The organism is Kitasatospora sp. NPDC036934 (assembly GCF_055608425.1).
In genome coordinates this window covers 38,143-56,235 of sequence record NZ_JBVJQR010000031.1, presented here as the reverse complement: position 1 = coordinate 56,235, position 18,093 = coordinate 38,143, and the positions used below count along the sequence as shown (strand labels likewise).

19 protein-coding genes are annotated in these 18,093 nt (G+C 74.4%); 10 read left to right on the top strand and 9 right to left on the bottom strand.

The window, feature by feature from the left end; all coding sequences use genetic code 11:
• Positions 1 to 195: 195 nt before the first annotated feature.
• The 4 genes from ACZ7BZ_RS32670 to pxpB all read left to right on the top strand — a co-directional run bounded on the left by ACZ7BZ_RS32670 (position 196) and on the right by pxpB (position 3,511).
• Positions 196 to 1,230 (top strand): IPT/TIG domain-containing protein, encoded by a 1,035-nt coding sequence (locus ACZ7BZ_RS32670; RefSeq protein WP_470361502.1) that lies wholly within the window; start codon positions 196 to 198, stop codon positions 1,228 to 1,230.
• 199 nt (positions 1,231 to 1,429) lie between these two features.
• Entirely contained in the window at positions 1,430 to 1,954 is a 525-nt protein-coding gene (locus tag ACZ7BZ_RS32665) for a hypothetical protein (protein ID WP_470361501.1), read from the top strand.
• Between the two features lie 154 nt (positions 1,955 to 2,108).
• Positions 2,109 to 2,873 (top strand): LamB/YcsF family protein, encoded by a 765-nt coding sequence (locus tag ACZ7BZ_RS32660; protein WP_470361521.1) that lies wholly within the window; start codon positions 2,109 to 2,111, stop codon positions 2,871 to 2,873.
• Positions 2,870 to 3,511, top strand: a complete 642-nt coding sequence (gene pxpB / locus ACZ7BZ_RS32655; RefSeq protein ID WP_470361500.1) for a 5-oxoprolinase subunit PxpB — start codon at positions 2,870 to 2,872, stop codon at positions 3,509 to 3,511. The genes ACZ7BZ_RS32660 and pxpB overlap by 4 nt, the downstream gene beginning before the upstream one ends.
• A 76-nt stretch (positions 3,512 to 3,587) precedes the next feature.
• Here pxpB and ACZ7BZ_RS32650 read toward each other — a convergent pair whose 3' ends face one another.
• Positions 3,588 to 4,355, bottom strand: coding sequence for an alpha/beta fold hydrolase (locus ACZ7BZ_RS32650; protein ID WP_470361499.1), 768 nt, complete (start codon positions 4,353 to 4,355; stop codon positions 3,588 to 3,590).
• A gap of 125 nt (positions 4,356 to 4,480) precedes the next feature.
• On the opposite strand from ACZ7BZ_RS32650, the gene ACZ7BZ_RS32645 reads away from it, so the two are divergent.
• The 3 genes from ACZ7BZ_RS32645 (at position 4,481) to ACZ7BZ_RS32635 (ending at position 6,876) form a co-directional block, all read left to right on the top strand.
• Positions 4,481 to 5,017 (top strand): PadR family transcriptional regulator, encoded by a 537-nt coding sequence (locus ACZ7BZ_RS32645; protein WP_380456739.1) that lies wholly within the window; start codon positions 4,481 to 4,483, stop codon positions 5,015 to 5,017.
• A 94-nt stretch (positions 5,018 to 5,111) separates the two neighbouring features.
• On the top strand, positions 5,112 to 5,810 hold the full coding sequence (locus tag ACZ7BZ_RS32640; RefSeq protein ID WP_470361498.1) for a class I SAM-dependent methyltransferase: 699 nt from the start codon (positions 5,112 to 5,114) through the stop codon (positions 5,808 to 5,810).
• A 223-nt stretch (positions 5,811 to 6,033) separates the two neighbouring features.
• Positions 6,034 to 6,876, top strand: a complete 843-nt coding sequence (locus tag ACZ7BZ_RS32635; RefSeq protein WP_470361520.1) for an undecaprenyl-diphosphate phosphatase — start codon at positions 6,034 to 6,036, stop codon at positions 6,874 to 6,876.
• Positions 6,877 to 7,131: 255 nt separating this feature from the next.
• On the opposite strand, the gene ACZ7BZ_RS32630 is transcribed toward ACZ7BZ_RS32635, so the two are convergent.
• Positions 7,132 to 8,631: a HEAT repeat domain-containing protein gene (locus tag ACZ7BZ_RS32630; RefSeq protein WP_470361497.1), complete on the bottom strand. Its 1,500-nt coding sequence runs from the start codon at positions 8,629 to 8,631 to the stop codon at positions 7,132 to 7,134.
• 287 nt (positions 8,632 to 8,918) lie between these two features.
• Between ACZ7BZ_RS32630 and ACZ7BZ_RS32625 the strand changes: the two genes are divergently transcribed.
• Positions 8,919 to 9,488 carry a hypothetical protein gene (locus ACZ7BZ_RS32625; protein ID WP_470361496.1) on the top strand — a complete coding sequence of 190 codons (570 nt, stop codon included), beginning with the start codon at positions 8,919 to 8,921 and terminating at the stop codon, positions 9,486 to 9,488.
• A gap of 112 nt (positions 9,489 to 9,600) precedes the next feature.
• Here the strand turns inward: ACZ7BZ_RS32625 and ACZ7BZ_RS32620 are convergent, their stop codons facing one another.
• On the bottom strand, positions 9,601 to 11,082 hold the full coding sequence (locus ACZ7BZ_RS32620) for a DNA-binding protein NsdB (protein WP_470361495.1): 1,482 nt from the start codon (positions 11,080 to 11,082) through the stop codon (positions 9,601 to 9,603).
• A 472-nt stretch (positions 11,083 to 11,554) separates the two neighbouring features.
• Here ACZ7BZ_RS32620 and ACZ7BZ_RS32615 point away from each other — a divergent pair, with 472 nt between their 5' ends.
• Complete coding sequence (locus ACZ7BZ_RS32615; RefSeq protein ID WP_470361494.1) at positions 11,555 to 12,778, top strand: aminoglycoside phosphotransferase family protein; 1,224 nt, start codon at positions 11,555 to 11,557, stop codon at positions 12,776 to 12,778.
• 28 nt (positions 12,779 to 12,806) lie between these two features.
• On the opposite strand, the gene ACZ7BZ_RS32610 is transcribed toward ACZ7BZ_RS32615, so the two are convergent.
• From ACZ7BZ_RS32610 to ACZ7BZ_RS32595, 4 genes are all read right to left on the bottom strand, one after another.
• Positions 12,807 to 13,973, bottom strand: coding sequence for an acyl-CoA dehydrogenase family protein (locus ACZ7BZ_RS32610; protein ID WP_470361493.1), 1,167 nt, complete (start codon positions 13,971 to 13,973; stop codon positions 12,807 to 12,809).
• Positions 13,974 to 14,306: 333 nt separating this feature from the next.
• Positions 14,307 to 14,390 carry a putative leader peptide gene (locus ACZ7BZ_RS32605; RefSeq protein WP_363440578.1) on the bottom strand — a complete coding sequence of 28 codons (84 nt, stop codon included), beginning with the start codon at positions 14,388 to 14,390 and terminating at the stop codon, positions 14,307 to 14,309.
• 65 nt (positions 14,391 to 14,455) lie between these two features.
• Positions 14,456 to 14,950, bottom strand: a complete 495-nt coding sequence (locus ACZ7BZ_RS32600; protein WP_188303961.1) for a hypothetical protein — start codon at positions 14,948 to 14,950, stop codon at positions 14,456 to 14,458.
• A 779-nt stretch (positions 14,951 to 15,729) separates the two neighbouring features.
• The gene (locus ACZ7BZ_RS32595; RefSeq protein ID WP_360243590.1) at positions 15,730 to 15,918 is read right to left on the bottom strand and encodes a DUF397 domain-containing protein; all 189 of its coding nucleotides are present in this window, start codon (positions 15,916 to 15,918) and stop codon (positions 15,730 to 15,732) included.
• A 473-nt stretch (positions 15,919 to 16,391) separates the two neighbouring features.
• On the opposite strand from ACZ7BZ_RS32595, the gene ACZ7BZ_RS32590 reads away from it, so the two are divergent.
• Entirely contained in the window at positions 16,392 to 16,931 is a 540-nt protein-coding gene (locus ACZ7BZ_RS32590) for a PTS-dependent dihydroxyacetone kinase phosphotransferase subunit DhaM (RefSeq protein ID WP_470361492.1), read from the top strand.
• Positions 16,932 to 16,962: 31 nt separating this feature from the next.
• Here the strand turns inward: ACZ7BZ_RS32590 and ACZ7BZ_RS32585 are convergent, their stop codons facing one another.
• Together ACZ7BZ_RS32585 and ACZ7BZ_RS32580 are read right to left on the bottom strand one after the other, a co-directional pair.
• Entirely contained in the window at positions 16,963 to 17,466 is a 504-nt protein-coding gene (locus ACZ7BZ_RS32585) for an NUDIX hydrolase (RefSeq protein ID WP_470361491.1), read from the bottom strand.
• 10 nt (positions 17,467 to 17,476) lie between these two features.
• Positions 17,477 to 17,992: a sugar transferase gene (locus ACZ7BZ_RS32580; RefSeq protein ID WP_470361490.1), complete on the bottom strand. Its 516-nt coding sequence runs from the start codon at positions 17,990 to 17,992 to the stop codon at positions 17,477 to 17,479.
• Positions 17,993 to 18,093 lie beyond the last annotated feature (101 nt).

Below are 18,093 nucleotides of genomic sequence, written 5' to 3'. Positions count from 1 at the left end.
TGACGGTCACGGTGGACAAGATTAGAGGTTCGCACCGACATCGACCGAAACGGACCTTGCGGACGGGCCGGACGGCAGGCCGGGTGGCGTGTCGGGGGCGGATTCAGAACGTGGTTTCGACGGGATCGCGCCATTCCCGAACCGGTATTCGAGAAAACCGTGAGGGCGGTGCGCCCGACCGGTGATGATCGTCCCATGATCACCCGACCCGCCATGGCGGGCTTCGCCGCCGCCCTGTCCGTGACCGTCCTCAGCACCGGCGCCGCCGTGGCCGCGCCGGCCGGCCCGCCGTCGACATCCGCCCAGCACGTCACCGTGTCGCAGAGCGGGAACTACCCCGGCGGCTTCTTCACCTCCGGCACCATGTCGGCGAGCTGGGTCTCCGCCGGCACCTCCGACCTGACCGGCCCGACGCACTTCACCGTCGACCTGCCGCCGGGCGTCACCACCGACGGCGCGATGTTCTACTCCACGCCGTACGACTACACCTTCACCGAGACCCTCTCCCCCGACGGCCGCCACCTGGAGGCCGTGCTCACCGGCACCCGGGTGGTCGGGAAGAGCGAGTTCATGAAGCTCAACCTCCGCACCACGGCCGGGGTGCCGATCGCCGGCGTGATCACGGTGACGGCCGCCAACCCGAACGACACCGACCCCACCGGGCACATCTCGCGGTACGACCTCGGCAGCCGGTCCTACCTGCCGGCGACCGTCCAGGCCGCACCGGCCGTCACCGGCCTCGACACCACCACCGGACCGGGCGCGGGCGGCACCGCCGTGACCGTCAGCGGCAGCAACCTGTCGAGCGGCATGGTGCTGGTCGGCGGCGTCCCGGCCGCGGGCACCTGCACCGACACCGCCTGCACCGTGACCACGCCCGGCGGCTCCGGCAGCGCGCCGGTCACCGTGGTGACCCCGGGCGGCACGGCGGCGGCACCGGCCGCCTTCGACTACACCGGCGACCCGCCGCCGGCACCGCCCGCGCCGGTGGTGAGCAACCTGACCACCAAGAGCGGGCCGGTGGCCGGCGGGACCCAGGTGTACCTCCAGGGCACCGGCCTGACCTACGGCTCGGTCGCCTTCGGCGGGGTGCCGGCCGCGCACGTCTCCTGCGGGCCGTCCTTCTGCTCGGCCACGTCTCCGGCGGGCGCCGTGCCCGGGCCGGTGGACGTCACGGTCACCACGGCGGGCGGGACCAGCACGCCGGTGACGTACACCTACACCGCGTAGCCGGTTCCACCGAGCAGCCGCTGTTCCTCCGATGCCCGGGGCCCTTCAGGTGCCCGGGCATCGGCGTGTCCGAGGCCGATCCGGGGGTCATGTTGAACGCGTTCAAATGCAGGGTCTAGAGTCGCTCCTGCGCAGACGGGACAAGGCCCGCCTGCACATTCGGCATGCGCGCGCCCGGCGCGCGCTGGAGGTGTGCGAGATGGACGGCGACCCCGCGGTCACCCTCCGGAAGACCCGGCGCTGGCTCCGGTTCTTCCTGGTCTGCCTGGTACTGAGCGGCCTGACCGCCTTCCCGCTGGAGACCGAGACCCGCTGGCTGGCCGAGTTCGCCGCGGGCCCGGCCGCCCCGCTGACCGACCACGTCCCGGCCGTCACCGCCTGGTTCGTGCGGGTCCACACCGGCATCGCCGAGACCAACCGGAACTACCCGTTCCTGGCCTACGGCACCGACTGGCTGGCCTTCGCCCACCTGGTGATCGGCGCCGCCTTCTGGGGACCGCTCAAGGACCCGGTCCGCAACATCTGGGTGATCCGCTGGGCGGTGCTCGCCTGCGGCGCGGTGATCCCGCTGGCGCTGATCTGCGGGCCGCTGCGCGGGATCCCGCTGGTCTGGCGATTCATCGACATGTCGTTCGGTGTCTTCGGCGTCATTCCGCTGCTGATCGTGCTGCGGGCACTGCGTCCGCTGGAACGTTCCTTCCAGGAACGCCTTGCCGCGAACTGAGTCGGCGCTCCTGGGCGCCGCCCCGGGGCGTGTGGGCTTCGCACCCGCGCCGGTGGGCCCGTCGGCCGTCCGGGTCACGGCCGACGGGCTTCCTCGCCAGGCCCTACCATCTGGCTCAACAGCTGCTGGGAGGCGGACGGGCGTGGCCGATGCGGTGATCGATCTCAATGCGGACCTCGGTGAGGGGTTCGGGCGGTGGACCTTGACCGACGACGAGGCCCTGCTGTCCGTGGTGACCAGCGCGAACGTCGCCTGTGGCTTCCACGCCGGGGACCCGTCGACGATGCGCCGGGTCTGCGCACTGGCCGCCGAACGCGGCGTCCGGATCGGCGCCCAGGTCTCCTACCGCGACCTGGCGGGCTTCGGCCGCCGCGCGATGGACGTCCCGCCAGAGGAACTGGCCGACGAGATCGCCTACCAGATCGGCGCCCTCCAGGTCTTCGCCCGCGCGGCCGGCTCCCGGGTCTCCTACGTCAAGCCGCACGGCGCCCTCTACAACCGGGTGGTCACCGACTCCGAGCAGGCCGAGGCCGTGGTGGCCGGCGTGCTGCGGGCGGGCGCCGTCTGCGACGGGCCGCTGCCCGTCCTCGGACTGCCCGGCTCCCGGTTGCTCGCCGTCGCCGAGGGCGTCGGCCTGCCGGTGGTCACCGAGGCCTTCGCCGACCGCGCGTACACATGGGCCGGCACCCTCGTCCCGCGCCGCGAGCCCGACGCGGTGGTGCACGACCCCGGGTCGGTGATCACCCGCGCGGTCGGCATCGCCCGGGACGGCACCGTGGAGGCCGTCGGCGGCGACCGGATCGCCGTCGAGGCCCGCTCGCTCTGCGTCCACGGCGACACCCCCGGCGCCGCCCAGCTCGCCTGGCGGATCCGCGGCGCCCTGGCCTCGGCCGGCGTCCGGGTCGAGGCCTTCACATGACGGCGGACGGGGGCCCCGGCCGCCGGGTGCGGCGGGTGGGCGAGCGGGCGCTGCTGGTCGAGCTGCCGGGCACGGCCGAGGTCGCCGCGCTGTACGGGTGGCTGCGCGAGCGGCAGGCCGCCGGGGAACTGGGCGGGGTCGACGAAGTCGTCCCCGCCGCCCGCACCGTGCTGCTGGACGGCGTCGCGGACGCCCCCGCGCTGGCGGCGCTGCTGCGCACCGCCAGTCCGGGGGCGGCCACCGCGGCGAGCGGGCCGCTGCTGGAGGTCCCCACCGTCTACGACGGCGCCGACCTGGCGGAGGTCGCCGCGCTCTGGGGCGTCTCCGCGGAGGCCGCCGTACGGATCCACACCGAGCCCGAGTACGTGGTCGCCTTCTGCGGCTTCGCACCCGGCTTCGGCTACCTCACCGGGCTGCCGCCGCGCTACGAGGTGCCGCGCCGGGCCACCCCGCGCAGCGCCGTCCCGACCGGCTCGGTCGCCCTGGCCGGGCGGTACACCGGCGTCTACCCGAGCCCCTCCCCCGGCGGCTGGCAGCTGATCGGGCGGACGGCACTGGCCCTCTGGGACCCGGCCCGCGAACCGGCGGCGCTGCTGGCGCCGGGGGCGCGGGTGCGGTTCACCGCGGAACGGGCGTAGCCGCTGCCGGGCAGCGGGGCGAGGACGTCGCCGTGGTGGAGGTCCCAGGTGGAAGTCCCGGTGCAGCAGCCGTTCCTCAGCCCGCGCCCAGCGCCGCGGCGGCCGCCGCCGCGAAGCCGTCCGGGTTGTCCAGCATGATGTTGTGCCCGCAGTCCGGCACCTCCACCACCCGTACCCCCGCCGCGCGCAGCCCGTCGGCACCGGCGGGCGCGTCCGCCTCCGGGTGGAGGAAGGTGCGCGGCAGGTCCAGCCCGAGCAGCAGTTCGCGCATGGTCGGTTCGCTCCCCCGGGCGAGGTGCACGGCGCTGCGGTGCAGGGCCTCCGGGCCGGCCAGCCGCATGGTGGACCACCAGAACGGGCCGACCCGCTCGGCGACCTCGGCCCGCCCACCCGCCAGGAACTCCGCCTCGGAGTAGGTCGCGATCCCGCTGCTGCCGATCCGCTCGCGGTCGGGCGCGATGGGGTCGAGGTTGGCGTCGACCAGGACCAGCCGCGCGACCAGCCCGGGGTGCCGGTGCGCCAGGACGATCGCGATCGCGCCGCCCATGCTGTGGGCGACCACCTCGACCCGCTCCGGGCCGGCCGCGGCGACGGCGGCGGCGACCGTGTCGGCGTGCGCCTCCAGGGTGTACGCGAAGTCGGCGGGGCGGTCGCTGATCCCGAAGCCGAGGAAGTCGAGCAGCAGCGAGCGGTGCCCGCCGAGCAGCGGGTGGGCGGCGGCGGCCGCGAAGTAGACGGGCGAACTCGCGCCGAGCCCGTGGAGGTAGAGCCTGGCGGGTTCGGCGCCGGGCAGCTCGACCCAGCGGATCCGGTCGCCGTTCGGGGTGACGGGGGTCTCGCGCACGCGCACACGCTCCTGTGTCGGTGGGAAGCTGTCGAGGCCAGACCATACATCGCCTTCGAGGTATAACGGAACCGATATACCGATGCCCCGGGACACGGGTCCGGAAGAGCTGGAAGAGTGAGCCCATGCTGAAACTCGCGATCCTCGGGTTCCTGTACGACCGGCCGCTGCACGGCTACCAGCTGCGCCGCCACCTCGCCGCCCTCACCGGCCACATCCGCCCGATCAGCGACGGCTCGCTCTACCCCGCGATCAAGCGCCTGGAGGCCGACGGCCTACTGGTCCGCGAGACCGAGCCCGGCAGCGCCGCCGCGCCCCGGCACACCCTGCACCTCACCGCGGCCGGCCGCACCGCCCTGCTCGAACGGCTGCGCGAGCCCGAACCGCTGGACATCAGCGACGGCAACCGCTGGACCACGGTGGTCTCCTTCCTGCGCCACCTCGACGACCCGGCCGCCCAGGCCGCCGTGCTCCGCCGCCGGCTGGACTTCCTCACCGAGCCCGCCAGCTTCTTCTACGAGGACGACCGCCCGCGCAGCGCCGAGGAGTTCACCGACCCGTTCCGGCGCGGCCTGCTGCTGACCGCCCGCGCCACGACCGAGGCCGAACTCACCTGGCTGCGCGCCGCCCTGGCCGAACTGGAGGGCCCGCAGGGCGACTGACGGACCGTCCGGCGGCTGACCGAAAGCCGTCCGCTCTCCCTTCCCTCCCCGCCGGGCCCGTGCTCCGATGAGGCCCATGGGCAACGACACGCACATGAGTGACGAGCGACGCGAGGGCTACGACGGAACGGGCACCGGCGCGATCACCCCGGACGGCTGCGCGGTCGAGGTGTGGACCCGCCTCCCGGTGGGCGACGCACCGGACGTGATCGAGGCCGCGGTGCCGCCGGGCGCCCGCATCCTCGAACTGGGCTGCGGCGTCGGCCGGATGACCCACCCGCTGGTCGAGCGCGGCTTCGCCGTGACGGCCGTGGACGAGTCCGCCGAGATGCTGGCCCGGGTCCGGTCGGACGTCCGCACGGTGTGCAGCCCGATCGAGCGGCTGGACCTCGGCGAGCGCTTCGACGTCGTCATGCTCGCCTCCTTCCTGGTGCACGCCGGCGACCCGGCGGTCCGCCAGGGCCTGCTGGAGACCTGCCGCCGCCACGTCGCCGAGGACGGCTGCGTGCTGGTGCAGCGCGAGGGGGAGGACTGGCACCGCAACGTGCCGCGGGAGAGCCGGATCGCCGGGACGGAGGGGGTGGCCCGGATCCTGTCCGCGACACCGGTCGGTACCGGGGTGAATTCGGTCCACGCCGAGTACGTCTTCCCGGACGGCATCTGGACCCAGACCTTCCTGTCCCGTCCGCTCACCGCGGCGGCCTTCGAACAGGCGCTGGCAGAAGCCGGCCTGCGGGTCGAGGAGTACCTCACGGAGGATCGCACCTGGGTCCGGGCCCGGCCGGCCGACTAGCACCGGTCCGCGCGGGACGGGACGGCCCAGGTGCGCAAAGCACGGCTAAAGGGCGAACAAAGAGTTGTCACCTCCACCCCGTACCATCGGCCGCGCGCCGGGCCCGTGCGCGGCCGCGGGCCGCGCGGGTCGCGGTCGTCCGCACGCCCGCTCCGACCCGCAAGGACCCGCCCATGCCGCACCAGCACCACACCCGCCTGATACCCCTGGCGGGTGTTCGGTGATCGACTGGTTCCACGGGGCCGTTCTCGGCCTGATCCAGGGGCTCACCGAGTTCCTGCCCGTCTCCTCCAGCGCCCATCTGCGGGTGTTCTCCGCCCTGTTGGGCTGGGACGACCCGGGGGCGGCGTTCACCGCCGTCACCCAGCTCGGCACCGAGACCGCGGTGCTGATCTACTTCCGCCGGGACATCGCCTCGATCGTCCGGACCTGGGTGCTGTCGCTGTTCCGCCCGGCGCTGCGCTCCGATCCGGACGCCCGGACGGGCTGGTTCGTGATCATCGGCACCCTGCCGATCGGCATCCTCGGCAAGCTGTTCCAGGACTCCATCGAGACCCATCTGCGCGATCTGCGGATCATCGGCACCACGCTGATCGTCTTCGGCCTGGTGCTGGCCCTCGCCGACCGCACCCGGGCCGTCCGCCACGCCCGTCCGATCACCGACCTGACCCTGCCGCACGCGGCCGCCTACGGCTTCGCCCAGGCGCTGGCGCTGATCCCGGGCGTCTCCCGCTCCGGCGGCACGATCAGCGCGGGCCTGCTGCTCGGCTACAGCCGGGAGGCGGCTGCCCGGTACTCGTTCCTGCTCGCGATCCCGGCGGTGCTCGCCTCGGGGACGCTGGAACTGTTCAAGATCGGCGAGGGCCCGGCCCCGGCCTGGGGGCCGACGATCCTGGCCACCCTGATCGCCTTCGCGGTCGGCTACGCGGCGATCGCGTGGTTCCTCAAGTACATCTCGAACAACAGTTTCCTCCCGTTCGTGGTGTACCGGGTGCTGCTCGGCGTGCTGATCATCGGTCTGGTGGCGGGCGGCGTGCTGGCCCCGGACGCGGGCCCGGTCAAGTAGAACCGCGTTCCACCGACTCCTCGACCGAAAGCCGAACGCAGCGGGCACCGACGCAAAGCAGTGGGCCGGGACACCGTCGAGGTGTCCCGGCCCACCGAACGTCGGGTCCGTCCAAGGCCTGTCTTCAAACTCCCGTCGTCCGCCCGAGGGCGGGCGGGCGGCATTGGGGTGCGTGCATCGCAAGGCGGAGGTGGGGGCACCTCCCGGCCGGAGACCGGGGGCGGAGCCCAATGCAGCCCATTGGCGACCGACGCCCTAGCGCCCGAACTCCCGGGCGGCGGTCAGTCGGCCGCGTACGGCGGCATGGACCTCGGCCTCCTCGGCCGGGTCCGCGGCGAGCCTTCGCAGCCGCTCCAGCACACGCGCGTCGCCGGTGGTGGCGACATGGCGCGCGGCGAGCTCGCGCGTGGACTCCTCGCAGTCCCAGAGGCACTCGACGGCGGGCCCCTCGGGGAAGTGCACATCGGTGGCGGCGAGCGCCCGGGCGGCGCGGCCGCGCAGTTCGGAGGAGCCGGCCTCGCCGTAGATGTGGCGCAGGACCGGGACGGCGTCGGCGGCGGCCAGCCGCCCCGCACCGTCGACCAGCGATCCCAGCCCCGTACCGCTGACCCCGCGCACCGAGATCCAGCGGCGCAGTCCGGCGACCACCAGCGGCGCGTCGGCCGGCTCCCCGGCGTCGGCGAGCAGCCGCACCGCGGTCTCGCCGAGCGCGCTGTCGGCTCCCCCGCTGGCCGGGTCGGCCCAGCGGCGGGCCTGCGCCAGCACCTCGGGGCCGCGCATCCGTCCGAGCAGCTCCAGAGCTGCCCGGACGATCCGGTCGTCCACGTCAGCTGCGGCGGCCTCGATCAGCTCGATGGCGGCCGGGTCGCGCTGGTCCACCAGGTAGCGCAGGGCGGCCCGCCGGGCGCCGGGCAGGCCGTCGCGGGCCGCCTCCAGCAGGGCCGGACGGTCCTCGGGCCGGACCACGGCGGTCAGACAGCGGGCGGCCGCGGCGGCGCGGCGGTCCACGGCGTCGGGGCCTGAGCGGTCCTCGTCGGCGCGCACCGGCTCGGGCCGGCCCAGGAAGGCGGCGGCGCCGAGGTCGCCCAGACTGCCCTGGTCGGCCCAGGCCAGCACGTCGGCGGTGGACCAGCCGGGGGTGACGCCGCCGCGGTTGAGCTGGCGCTGCCACAGGTCGAAGGGGGACTGCTCGCTGGCCGCGGCCACCCTCGGGTGGTAGGCCGCCCAGAGCCGCCAGGGCCTGGGCTCGTAGGCGTTGCGGATGAACTCACGCAGCTCGGCGTCGCCCTCGGGGCCCGGTGCGAAGCGGTCCAGCACGGCGGTGCCGAGCAGCAGCAGGCCGCGGTCGTCGTCGCGCAGGGCGAGTTCGTCCAGGGCCCAGGCCCAGTTGGCGCCGGTGGCGGCGTACTCGCGCAGCATCAGCAGCGCGTCGCGCCGGCCGTACGCGGCGAGGTGTCCCAGGACGGAGAGGGCGAGGCCGGTGCGGTTCTCGTCATCGCTGACGAGGTCCTCGGCGGAGTGGAGGTGGTCCTCGATGCCGTCGAGGGAGGCCTCCAGCTCCATGTAGAGGCGGGCGTAGTAGAGGGAGCGGCTCTCGACCTGCCAGTCGGCCCGCGGATCCCTGGTGACGCATTCCTCCAGCGCGGCGATGGCCTCGGCACGGTCGGCGGCCAGCGCGTGGAGCTGCCCGTCACCACGGCCTCGCTGAAGGAGGCCTAGGAGGCTGGCACTAGGTGCTATCACTGGCTCGAACATGAGGTCAGCATCCGTTGCGGCGGTCGTAGTGGCAACGGGATTTCCGTCGCCGGGGTCTCTGGTCGGTACTGCGGTGGGCGCCCGGGCGCCGGAATCACCGAAGGTTACCGCCTCGGACCCGCTTCCGCACACAGGGCGACGAAGGCGGCTGCCACAGTGGCATATGCCAGGGGAATTTTGCCTGCGTTCTGTCCAAATCGCCCACACCGGCGAGAACGCTGTGCGACAGTCTTCTCACCACCCCGACGCCCCGCACACGGCGGGCCACACTCAGCGATGGACCCGTCATGAACATGTCCTTAGGCACCGCCCGCCCGCCGGACACCGCCACGGTGGACGGCGTCCCGGCGGGCGCGGACGGCTCCGGCACGGACCGCGCCGCAGGCCCCACGGGCAGGGCGGCCCGCACCCGCGGCGCAGCGGGCGACGGCGCCGCGGACGGCTCCGACCGCGGAACGGACGGCAGAGTGGACGGCACGGCGCAGGAACCGTCCGGCCCCTACCTCGGCAACGGAGACACCGACGGCACGGCCGGGGACGGACTCGTCGGCTCGGCCGAGTGGGACCTGCTGACCGACGGCGTCCGCTGGGACGCCGAGACCTACCTCCTCCTCGGCTGCGACCCGGACCACGGCCCGCTCAGCCTCGACCGGCTGCCCGACCGCCTCCCCGAGGCGGACCGGCCGCTGCTGCGCCGGATGATGACCGACGCCCTGGTGCACGGCCGCCCGGCCGCCGGCACCCTGCGGATCCGCCGCCCCTGCGGACGGCACGACGACGTCGAGTGCGCGGGCGAACCCGTGCTCGGCACGGACGGGACCGTCACCGCGCTGCGCATGCTGCTCCGGCGGGCCTGAACCCGGATCCCCATCCGCGTTCCACCGACCGGGAACCGCCCGGCCGACTGCTTCCCGGCCGTCTCCGGACCGACCGTCTCCGGACCGACCGTCTCCGGACCGACCGCCCGTATCACGACGGCCGCGGCCGGTTCTTGGCATCCGCCGCCCGCAGCTCCCGGCCGAGCTCCGCCCGCAGCTCGTCCACCACCGGCAGCCCCCGGTAGCGGGCGGTCAGCCGGTACATCTCGCGCAGCCGGTCCCAGGTCCGGTGCGAGGAGTTCTGGCCGATCAGGTTCATCACCATCTTGGCCTGGAACTCCGCCGCGTCCGGCTCCCCGGTGATCCAGTGCACCGAGGCCAGGGTGATCCGGTCGAACAGCGCCGAGCGCAGTTGCCCGGTCCCCTCCCGGAGGGCGATCACCCGCTCCGCGTGCCGCCGCGCCTGCGGGGCCGCCGCCGGGTCGTGCTCGGCCAGCGTGCGCAGCACCAGGGCCTGCATGCCGCGCAGTTCGGCCTCGTCGAAGACCTGCATCCAGGACGGCGGCGGCTCCGGCGCGTCCTCGGTGAACAGCTCCTCCGCCTCGCCGAGCAGCCGGTAGGTGTCCTGGGAGTGCCCGATCGAGGCGCGCGCCCAGGCCTCCACCGTGTTGAACATCGCCCGCGTTCTGGGCAGCAGCAGGCCGCCGCCCGCCTTGGCCGCCGACATCAGCTCGATCGCCTCGTCGGCCCGGCCCAGGTGCACCATCTGCCGGGCGGCCCGGGAGATCGCCTCCCCGGCCCGCGGGCGGTCGCCGGCCTCCTTGGCCGCCTCGGCCGCCATCATGAAGTACTTCTGGGCGGTGGGCTCCAGGCCCACGTCGTGCGACATCCAGCCGGCCAGCACCGACAGGTCTGCCGCGACCAGCCACAACCGCTGCTCCACCGACGGCGCGTGGCGGTGCGTCAACAGTCCGCCGACCTCGTTGAGTTGGCCGACCACCGCCTTGCGCTGCAGCCCGCCGCCGCGGGCCGCGTCCCAGGCCCGGAACACCTGCACCGAGCGCTCCAGCGACTCCACCTCGTCGAGCCCCACCGGGCCCGCGTCGTACACGTCGACCACCGGGCGCGCGGCGCTCCCGGTGACCAGCTGGCGCGGTCCGGGCACCGAGGCCGCGTACGCGACCGCGTCCCCGCCCAACCAGCCCTTCAGCGAGTCGGCGACGACCGCCCCGGCCGTGAGCGCGGCTCCGGCGCCCACCAATCCACGTCGGTTCAGCATGAGGTCCATTCCCGTGAACTCGGTGAGGACCGCGGCTGTTCGATCCGGCGACCACGGGACTGCTGCGGACGGCTCCGCTCCGGACCTGGTGGGCCGGTGTCGTTCCAGACCGAGGTCCTCAGTGGTGACGACACGTCCGAGCCGCTCCGTGAACACGGCTGCCAGCACCCTCGGCACCGGATCGCGCGGGATCTCCCCCTGCTCGATCCACCGCCGTACCCTCGACGTGTCGGTGGACAGCTGCTGCTGCCCCAGCGCGGCACCCCGACGGTTGACCAGCCGGGCCAGTTCGCCCTTGGACCATCCGGTCAGGACGAACAGATCGGCGAGTCGGGTGTTGGGTTCCCTGCTCAAATGAAGCCCCCAGGTTCCTCGGCACCTCCGAGGCTAGAGGCTCGGGCAAGTGCCAGGCGAGCATTCGCCACCGTTCGCCAGGGCCCGCCAGACTACAAAGCCAGTGCCCGACGGGTGTGTTGTAGGGATGCGCCACCTCGCCCCTCGGGTCGGGCGGCGTCCCACCAGCGTCGGGGCACTCCCCCGACCGTGGCACGGGGCGCTCCCGGTCTTCACCCGAGGGGGTGGCGCGGCCGGGTGGCGCGGGGGCGCCGGGCACGGCCACGGCAGCCCGGTCGACCGCATTCCCCAGGGTGCGGACGGCCGGAGCACCGCCGAGCAGGGGTTCCGGCCCCGCGTCCGTGCCCGGCGCCCGCGCACCACCCACCGACCGAACCAGGGCCGCCGTCACGCCAGGAAGCACACGGCACCAGCCCTCCCCGCCCCCGCGGGGCGAACCCGCAGACGGACCGGAAGGGACCCCCCTCAGCCCATGTACTCCTCAGCGACGACCCCCACGCCGACCGCGAACCGGACCGCGCTGCGCCCCCCCAACGCGGCCGCCGGCCGTCCGGGGCCCAAGCAGCTGCCCCCGGCGAGCCGGCCGGTGGCTCCGCGCGGGACCGAGGGCCGGTCCGCCGACGCCCGGGTGCCGTCCGGCCGCACGGCGCTGGGGCTGCGCGCCCCTGAGGCCGCCCCGCAGACCCTCCCGCCGGCCGGCCACCGCCTCCCGCTGGCCCGGCAGGCCGACGGCCAGGTGCTGCGCGCCCGGCGGCCCGGCCAGCCGGTCGGGCCGGAGCGGATCGACCCGTCGGCACTGCAGACCCCGGCGGTACGGGCCGCCCTGGGGAGCGTCGCGCGGATATGTCCGGCGTTCACCCCGCGCCAGGTCCTGCGCGAGGGCAGCCGCCACATCCTGGTGGCGGGCACCATCGGGCGGGCACCGGTGGTCGCCAAGTGCCTGGCGCCGCAGGCGGTGCGGAGTGAGTACTTCGAGCAGCTGGTGGCCGACTTCCACCACGAGGTCTCGGTCTACCGGGCGTTCGTACGGCACCGCCCGCCGGTGCGGCTGCCCCGGCTGGTCGCGGCCGACCACGACCGCTGCGTGCTCGTCATGGAGCGCGTCCCCGGCCGCCCCGCCGCCCGGGAGCGCCACCCGGTCAACGCGCCCACCCCGGGCGAGGTGCGGGCGCTGCTCAACGCCGTCCGGACGCTGAACCTCTGGCGGCCGCCGAGCGACGTCTTCCAGCCGCGCCTGGACTACCAGTTGGAGATCGCCCGCTACCACTCGGTGGGCCAGCTCACCGACCGGGACGCCGGCGACCTGCGCGGCCTGCTGCACGGCCTGGGCACCACCCCGCTGCAGCTGTGCCACGGCGACGCCCTGCTCAGCAACATGCTGCTGGCGCCCTCCGGCCCGGTGCTGGTGGACTGGGAGCAGGCCGGCTGGTACCTGCCGGGCTACGACCTGGCGGTGCTGTGGAGCGTGCTCTCCGGCGACACCGCCGCCCGTCGCCAGATCAGCCAACTCGCCCAGAGCGGCGGCACGCTGGCCCGGGACGCGTTCCTGGTGAACCTGGTGCTGGTGCTGATGCGGGAGATCCGGCTGTACGACGTGCCGGGCGCCGGCGAGGAGCAGCGGATCATGATCCGCCGGCTCTACGACGACGCCGCGCTGGCCCGCCGGGCGGTCCGGGCCGCGGTCGGCACCCGCTGACCCGCCCCGGGCCTCCCGGCCCACCGGCTCACGGCCGGGCGCCGCGCTCCAGGGCGGCCCGGCCGGCGGCGTCCAGGACGCTCTCCTCGGGCGCCAGGTGCACCCGGCTGCTGAGCACGTCCCGCAGGTAGCGCTCCAGCGGGTGACGCCGGCTCAGCCCCGGGTTGCCGGTGAGCGCAACGGCCTGCTGGACGGCCGCGGTGGCGGCCCGGACGGCCAGCAGTTGGGCCGGGCCGGTCCGGGCCACGGCGTCCGGCTCGCCCCGGTCCACCCGGGGCGCCAGGCCGTGCAGCAGTTCCTCGGCGCCGATCAGTTGGGCGTCGATCTCGCCGAGGGCGCAGCGGTAGCGCGGCAGGGTGCCGAGCGGCTCGGTCAGATTGGCCGGGGTTCGCTGGTTCAGGAAGCGGACCAGCCAGGCCTCAGCGGCCCGGGCGACCCCGACCGCCACCGCGGCGAGGGCCAGGTCCTGCCATGCGCGGGCGAGTCCGGCCTCCGCGGCGTCCGCCTGGCCGGGTGTGCGGAGCCCGAGGCCGAGTTCGAGCGGGACCCGCACCGCGTCGAGCACGACGTCGTGGCTGGCGCTGGCCCGCAGGCCGAGCTGGTCCCAGGTCGGGTCGATCTCCAGGCCCTCGCTCTCGCCGCGGACCAGGAACGTCCCGATCCGGGGCTCGGGTTCGTCGGTCCGCGCGGTGACGGCCATCCAGGCCAGCGCCTCGGCGCCGGTGCAGTACGTCTTCCGGCCGGTGAGCAGCCAGCCCTCGTCGTCCCGCCGGGCCACCGTCCCGGGCAGGTCGTCCGGTCCGCCACCGGGCTCCGTCCGCAGCGTGTTGACCAGCGCCGGCCCGCGCCGGGACTCGGTGAGCAGCCGGCGGTAGCCGGCCGTCGGCCAGCCGACGCGGCGGGCCTGTTCGGCGTGCTGGAGCAGGGTGAAGGCGGTGACCACGGCCACCGAGGCGTCCCCGCGGCCGAGTTGGGCCAGCACCCGGACAGTGTCGGCGAGGGTGCCGCCCGGTCCGCCGTAGCGCTGGGAGACGGTCAGGGTGAGCAGCCCGGCCTCGTGGACGGCCTCGATGCCCTGGTAGGGGAAGGTCGCGTCGCGGTCGTGCTCCTCGGCGCGGGCGGCGAGCAGGTCGACCACCCGGGGCAGACCGGCCAGGGCGGCCTCGACCGCCGGGCGTTCGGGCACTGGCGGCACGGGTGTCACCGGCGCCGCGGGAGGGGTGGGCGCCGCGGGCCGCGTGGGCCGTACGGGGGCCGTCGGGCGCGCGAGCGGGGCGGTCGGCGCGGGATGGCCGGAATCCGTCGCTTCGGTTCGAGGACGATCATTCGGTGAACGATCGTTTGCGGCGATGGTCGTCATGGTGCTGGTGCCTCCGGGCGGCAGCATGGGCTCAGCGGGTGTGGACGCACGCCGCGGGGGCGGGCGGAACCGGCCGGCGGCCCCGGAGGCCGGCCCACGGCCCTCCCCCGGGTTCGGCGCCGACCCGGTCCGGTCGGCCGCCCGCCGCCACGGGGGCGAGATCCCCCCTCAGTGGCCCGGACACACCGCGCTGGCGGTCCGGCACAGGTCCAGATGCCTGCGACGGGTCAACAGCGGGAGACGGCACGGCATGTTCGCGACTGTACGAACCGGTGATCGATACCGTCAAGCAGTGTCCGCACCCCGAGTGGGTCCGGTCAGCCCTGCTGGAACATGTCGGCCGGAAGCGGCTTCAGCAGCTGATACAGGTCGTCCGAAATCGGTCGGTCCCAGGACGCGATGGTGACCAGGACGCCGTCGCTGCGGCCGAACTGGGCGCAGAACACGCGTTCCTCGCTGGTCTTGACCTTCTTCACGATCAGCAGGTCGTCCCCGAGCATGACCGGGAAGTCCTCGGCCGAGACGAACTCGACCGGCTCGTCGTTCTCCAGCGCCGCGAGCAGCTGGCGCACCTCGAAGGGCACGTCGTCACCGGTCTCCCGGGCGGGCGAGCCCTCGGGGAGGTTGCCGATGAACATCGCCGGGCCTCTGCCGCCGAACAGGTCGTAGCGCAGGAAAATCCCCTGGCAGGAGCCGTCCGGGCCGGTCATCATGGCCGCACCGAAGTCGCCGGGCCAGTCGCCCGGGTCCATCGCGAGCACGTCGAAGTCCGGGCCGGCGGGCTGTCCGGAGCGACGGCGGAGAAAAGACATGGGAACATCGTACGTGTCCGGCACACCACACTCGCGAGGCGGGTGGGACACCGACGGGGGACGGGCGGGAGGTCGACGCTCAGAGACCAATGTTGACTCTGAGCAACCGTCCGGGCTACGTTCGGTTCAGCACGACAGCCGTTCTGGGTTTCACCCTCCGGGGGGACGGCATGTCGCAACGCGGCCCTACACGCGTTTCCCTCACCGTGCACTTGTCGTGCCGAACTGCCGAGCACCCAGCTTCGTCATCGCGCACAGCACGACACACAAGCCAACAGTTCCATTGCAGTTCCGTGCAACAAGAGCCAGATCCGCGGGGCCCCGGCCCGTCGCTCCCGTGGATCTGCTCGGGACACCGCCGCGTGGGGGCGTGCGGGTCCCGAGCAAACGGTGCCGTCGTCCGAGTCGCTCTCGGCGTCGGCGCCAGCCTCCCGGCGACTGCCGGCCCCTTGTGGGCCGGGACCGGCCGACGCACCCCGGTGCGCAGGGGATGACTGGGAGGTAGGCCTGGCAAATGCCGGGCCGCACAGCAGGCGCCGTGTCTGGCCGCGTGGGGGCGGTGGGCACGGCGTCTGCCTGTGCTCATACTCTGAGCTGCGTTTGTCTAACAGTCAACAGAAATTCTGACGTGGCACGCTCAATAGATCATCAGTTGTGATGTTCGGTGCCGGAATCGGCGTCGGCCCCGCCTCCGGAAGCACCTGCGGAGCGGTCCCGACGCTGTCGGCTCGCCGCAGCTCGGGCCGCTCCGCAGGTGCTTCCGGACGGCGCTCGGGTGCTCAGGTGAGGTCGAACTCGCCGTCCCGGGCGCCGAGCACGAAGGCCCGCCACTCGGCCGGGGTGAAGACCAGGACCGGCCCGTCCTCCTGACGGCCGTCCCGCATCCCGATGTACCCGTCCACGAACGCGATCTGGACGTCCCCGACACCCTGGCTGCTGCACAGCCACTCGGCCCCGGTGAAGTCCACCTTCGGCTTCCCGTTCCGCGCGAGCTCCGGCTCGACGCCGACCGCCCCGGTGTCCGTCCCGCTGTTGACTGCCACTGACCGATCTCCTCCCGACGGGTTTCCACGGCCAGCCTAGCCACACCTCCCCGGCCCGGTCAGCGGGTTGACCAGGACTCCCCCGGCCGGGAGGAGCGCCGCCGGAGAAGCGCTCGGGGCGCGGTGGGGCGTGTCCCGACCGGCGGGGCGGCGGGCAGCTGCCAGAGTGCTGCCAGGACTCGTGGGTGCCCGGGTGGGCCGGACGGGCCCGGACACCCCGCAGGAAGCCCGTGCACCCGCCGCGAGCGGCCCGTGGATCCGCCGCGGGAAGCCCGCGCAAAGCCCTTGCGCCGCCCATGACTTCGGCGGCCCGCCCACAGTCCGCCCAGGATCCGCCGCACTGCCCGCCCGACACCCCGCCCGACACCCGCCCATGAACTCGCCCCAGGGAGCAGCCGATGAGCCGCCGGGACGGCACCCGCGCCGACGTCATCCCCATCTCCGACGCCCCCTCGGCCCACCCGCCGGCTCCCCGCACCCCGCCCTCGGCCACCCCGCTGCCCCGGCCGACCCCGGCGCGGCCCGCGGCGCACGGCCGGGTCGGGATCGTCCTGGTCTCGCACAGCCAGGAACTGGCCACCGCCGTACGCTCGCTGGCGCTCACGCTGACCGGATCCGACTCCCCCGCGCCGGTCGCCTCGACCGGTGGCGACCCGACCGACGGGCCGGGCATCAGCGCCGTGCTGGTGGCCGCCGCCACCCGGCGGGTCGACCAGGGCCACGGCGTGGTGGTGCTCGCGGACCTGGGCGGCGCCGTCACCACCGTCCGGGCGCTGCTGTCGGAGGCCGACGAGCACGGGCTGCCGTTCCCGGTCCGGTTCGCGAACGCGCCGTTCGTGGAGGGCGCGGTCGCCGCCACCGCGACCGCCACCGCGGGCGGGGACCTCGCCGCGGTGCTGGACGCGGCGGAGGAGGCCTACCGGCAGCAGAAGGGCTGAGCCCTTCCTAGCGAGGCCCTGTCCGGCCGATCTAGCCGAGCCGTTCCCGGGGGTGCTCCCGGCCGTCCAGGGTGAACACCGCCGGACCCTGGCACTCGAGCGCGTGGCGGATCCGGAAGTGCTCGGAGTCGATCATCGGCGGCAGCGCGTCCAGCGCGAACCAGCCGACCTCCAGCGACTCGTCGTCGTTCACCCGGGCCTCGCCGCCGACAGCCCGGCAGCGGAAGATCAGCTCCAGGTACTGCGTCACGTCGCCGCTGGGGTAGGTGATCGGCGGCGTGACGGTGACGGCGGCGAGCAGCTCGGGCACGACCTCCACCCCGGTCTCCTCCAGGCACTCGCGCACCACACCGTCGGCGGGCTGCTCTCCCGGGTCGAGGATGCCGCCGACCGACGCCCACCGCCCGTCGTCGGCCCGGCGGGCGAGCAGCACCCGGCCCTGGTCGTCCAGCACCACGGCGGCGACGGCGCTCAGCCAGAGCGGACGGGTGCCCACGACGGAGCGGAGTTCGAGGAGGAAGGGGGGAATGGCCATGCGGCGCAGCCTACCGAGCGGGCCTACGGGAGCCGTAGGGCCGAAGCGCGGCGAGGACGGTGAGGCCGAGGATCCGCAGGTCCAGCCGGACCGAGCGGTGCTCTACGTACCAGAGGTCGAGTTCGGCCCGGTCCGGCCCGGCGAGCGGGCAGGCGGCGTGCAGCTGCGCCCAACCGGTCAGGCCGGGCCGTACGGCGAGGCGGCCGCGCTCGCGGCGGGTGTAGTGGACCACCTGCTCGGGGCGGTCCGGGCGGGGGCCGATCACGCCCATCTCGCCGCGGGCGACGTTCCACAGCCGCGGCAGCTCGTCCAGGCCGGTGCGGCGCAGCAGGGTGCCGAGGCGGCCGTGGCGGCCGGTACGGAAGCGCAGGACCTGGAACTCGCGGCCGTGCCGTCCGGTGCGGGTCTGCCGGAGCAGCACCGGTCCGGCGGCGGTGCAGCGGAGCAGGGCGGCGATCAGCAGGGCCAGCGGGAGTGCGACGACGGCGGTCAGGGAGGCGACGGCGAGGTCGCCACCGCGTTTCATGAGGCGGACACGGCGATGTCCGGTCGACCGCGCATCGCTCCCCCTCCAGGGCGTTCTCCAGGGCCTTCCGAGCCACGGGAACGCATTCACAGTAGAGGGGG